At 34.5% G+C, this 2,862-nt stretch carries 2 protein-coding genes; one reads left to right on the top strand and one right to left on the bottom strand.

Annotation, left to right across the window (positions count from 1 at the left end):
• Positions 1 to 502 precede the first annotated feature (502 nt).
• The gene (locus POF52_RS30820; RefSeq protein ID WP_271998146.1) at positions 503 to 1,903 is read right to left on the bottom strand and encodes a sucrose-specific PTS transporter subunit IIBC; all 1,401 of its coding nucleotides are present in this window, start codon (positions 1,901 to 1,903) and stop codon (positions 503 to 505) included.
• 597 nt (positions 1,904 to 2,500) lie between these two features.
• On the opposite strand from POF52_RS30820, the gene POF52_RS30825 reads away from it, so the two are divergent.
• The gene (locus POF52_RS30825) at positions 2,501 to 2,833 is read left to right on the top strand and encodes a hypothetical protein (RefSeq protein ID WP_271998148.1); all 333 of its coding nucleotides are present in this window, start codon (positions 2,501 to 2,503) and stop codon (positions 2,831 to 2,833) included.
• Positions 2,834 to 2,862 lie beyond the last annotated feature (29 nt).

The raw sequence follows: 2,862 nt of genomic DNA on the forward strand, positions 1-2,862 counted from the left end.
AAATGGCTTCACGAGTCGTATAAAGCTTGTATTAACGCGGTAGCTATACTGAATTAGATACTGATTAGATAATGAAGTCGTAATTCTTTAGATACTATGTAGCAACTGTAGTAAGCTTGCCTGTCTACTCGGAAAATAAAAAAGAACCTTTACTGCAGTAAGGGATCATTAGATGATGATGTAACAGATGCTGGTTTTTTGTATGCGGAGGATTGGTCTTGTGGCTTCTCTTTTTATGAAATGGACAAGAGTTCAAAAGTTGTCACTCCGTCTAAATTAGAACATAATGAGCAGCAGTGGCAGCGTGAAGGATCGTATATTTCGGATTTTAAAAATAAGTAAATAAAATTATATAAAAAAGAGAAGGTCTTTAATCTTCTCTTTTCCTACAACATCAATGATTAAGCTTTACTAAAAGGGCCTTATACTGGATCTAGATACAAGGCTTTTTCTAATGTCATTCATTATAGTTTATTAATTACAATTTATAATTTATATATAATTATCGATCCTTAAGCATCTTATCGTTATAACCAAACAGCCATGTCAGAATAAATGATACAGCAAAGGCAATCAAATTAACGAAAATATAGGTGAAAATCTGATTATTTAAGTATAATAATAATCCTGGAATAGCTGTAACAGACATTCCTGTTGCTTTTAGATGAAAAATCGAGGCTAAGAATCCCCCAACTGCTCCTCCTATAAGGCCCATTATAAAGGGTTTAAAGAACCTTAGGTTTACTCCAAATATAGCCGGTTCTGTAATTCCTAAAAAGGCTGAAAATGCTGATGGGAATGCTAATGCTTTCACTTTTTTATTTTTAGATTTCAATCCAACTGCTAGCGTTGCAGCCCCTTGAGCTACGATTGCGCTAGTAATTAACGGATTGAATGGATTAAATTTTGTATCAGCTAATAATTGAATTTCAAGTAAATTAAATATATGATGAACGCCAGTAATTACAACAACTTGTTGTAGGCCACCAATAATAATACCAGCTAAACCAAACGGTAAATCTAAAATTGCTTTTGTGCCTGTTAGAATTATGTTTTCTAATGAATGAAAGACTGGTCCTATAGCGAAGAGACCTAATGTAATCATGACCAATAATGTTAGAAATGGCGTGAGTATTAAATCAATTGAATCGGGCACTTTTTTACGAATCCAACGCTCTAATTTTGCCCCTATAAGACCTACAAAGAAAGCTGGTAAAACAGAACCCTGATACCCTACAACTGGAATAAATCCAAAGAAGTGAATAGGATGTGCGTCTCCTGAACCTACTGCATATGCGTTTGGAAGTGCTGGATTTACTAACATTAATCCCAAGACAATTCCTAGAACAGGGCTTCCACCAAATACTTTAAAGGCTGACCATGCAATTAATGCTGGTAAGAATGCAAAAGCTGTATCTGTGACAACTTGTGTAAACATTATAAAGTTTTCAGGGATATCATTGGGTGTATAACCTAACCAATTTAACACTGCTTCTTGCGTTAGTACCCCACGTAAACCCATAAATAATCCGGTTGCAACAAGAACTGGAATAATTGGAACGAAAACGTCACCAAAGGTTCGGATAGCTCGTTGAAAAGCGTTGCCTTGTTTCTTAGCTTCTGCTTTTACTTCGGATGTAGACGTGCCTTTAATACCCAACTCATTCACTGCTTCATATACTTTATTAACAGTTCCTGTACCAAAGATAATTTGGTATTGTCCTGAATTATAAAATGCACCTTTTACTTTCTCTATATTTTCGACTGCTTCTTGATTTACTTTTGTTTGATCATGTACCATAATACGCAATCTTGTTGCACAGTGAGCAAATGACGAAATGTTTTCTCTTCCACCTATTGCCTCAACTACTTTGCTAGCTATGTCTTTGTAACCCTTTTCCACTTGATGATAACACCCCTTTGATGATGATAGTATAATGAAACTGTTATAAGAAAAAAACTAATATTTCTGATTCGACTGTGGCTATAATTCTTGCTATCTATAAAAGATATAGCCCGAACGAATAGGAACCGGTTCCAAAAAAACTAAAAAAACAACATATATATAATTAAATGTTTCCTTTCGTAGGAGCCAATTTCGTTAAATAAGAAGTCAACTTGGAACCGGTTTCTTTCGCTTATTATAGTTTATGAAATAAGGAAATGTCAACGCTTTCTTTTGTTAGTCAGGGATTCTAAATTCCGGATCTTTAAAAACAAACATAGCTATATAAAAAAGAAGGTACTTGAAGGGCGTCATTACGCATATAAAGCTTGTATTAACGCGGTAACGTTACTGAATTAGCTACTGATTAGGTAACGAAGTCGCAATTCTTTAGATACTATGTAGCTACTGCAGTAAGCTTGCCTATCCACTCAAAAAACAACAAAGATTTTATTTAACCGCAACTTAATATTTAAAGAAGGATTTTTTTTATTGTTATTGAATCTATACGGGACGGTTTATTTCAAATCTCAATTGCAGAGAGGGGAAATGATAATGGCCACTGGAAGAGAACGGGCGGCAAGGAGTATTTTGGGTCAATCAGGATTGAGGAATAGGAATCCAGACAACGCTACGTTTGATGAAAAAGGAACAAAGCCTCGCACCTCAAATTTTGAAAGAGTTGCGACTCCTCGTGAGGGTTCTACTCGAATAGCAAGGATGGCAGAAGAATATAGAACTGAATATAAAAGAGTAAAAAGAAGAGAACAATTTTTGCAAGACACAATAGATTTATTAAGTGATTGTAATAACAAGCAGTCCGTTAGAGAGTTAAAGGAATTAATTAATTTAGCAAAAGAGCGATTAATAATGTATCAAGGTAAATAGAAATTATTCCTTTTTTTATTACTGATATA

The sequence above is a fragment of the Priestia sp. AB genome (genome assembly GCF_028369225.1).
Taxonomy (GTDB): Bacteria; Bacillota; Bacilli; order Bacillales; family Bacillaceae_H; genus Priestia; species Priestia megaterium.

Coding starts and splice junctions, on each gene's coding strand:
- POF52_RS30825 (WP_271998148.1), top strand. CDS start 2,501: ATGGCCACTGGAAGAGAACGGGCGGCAAGGAGTATTTTGGGTCAATCA.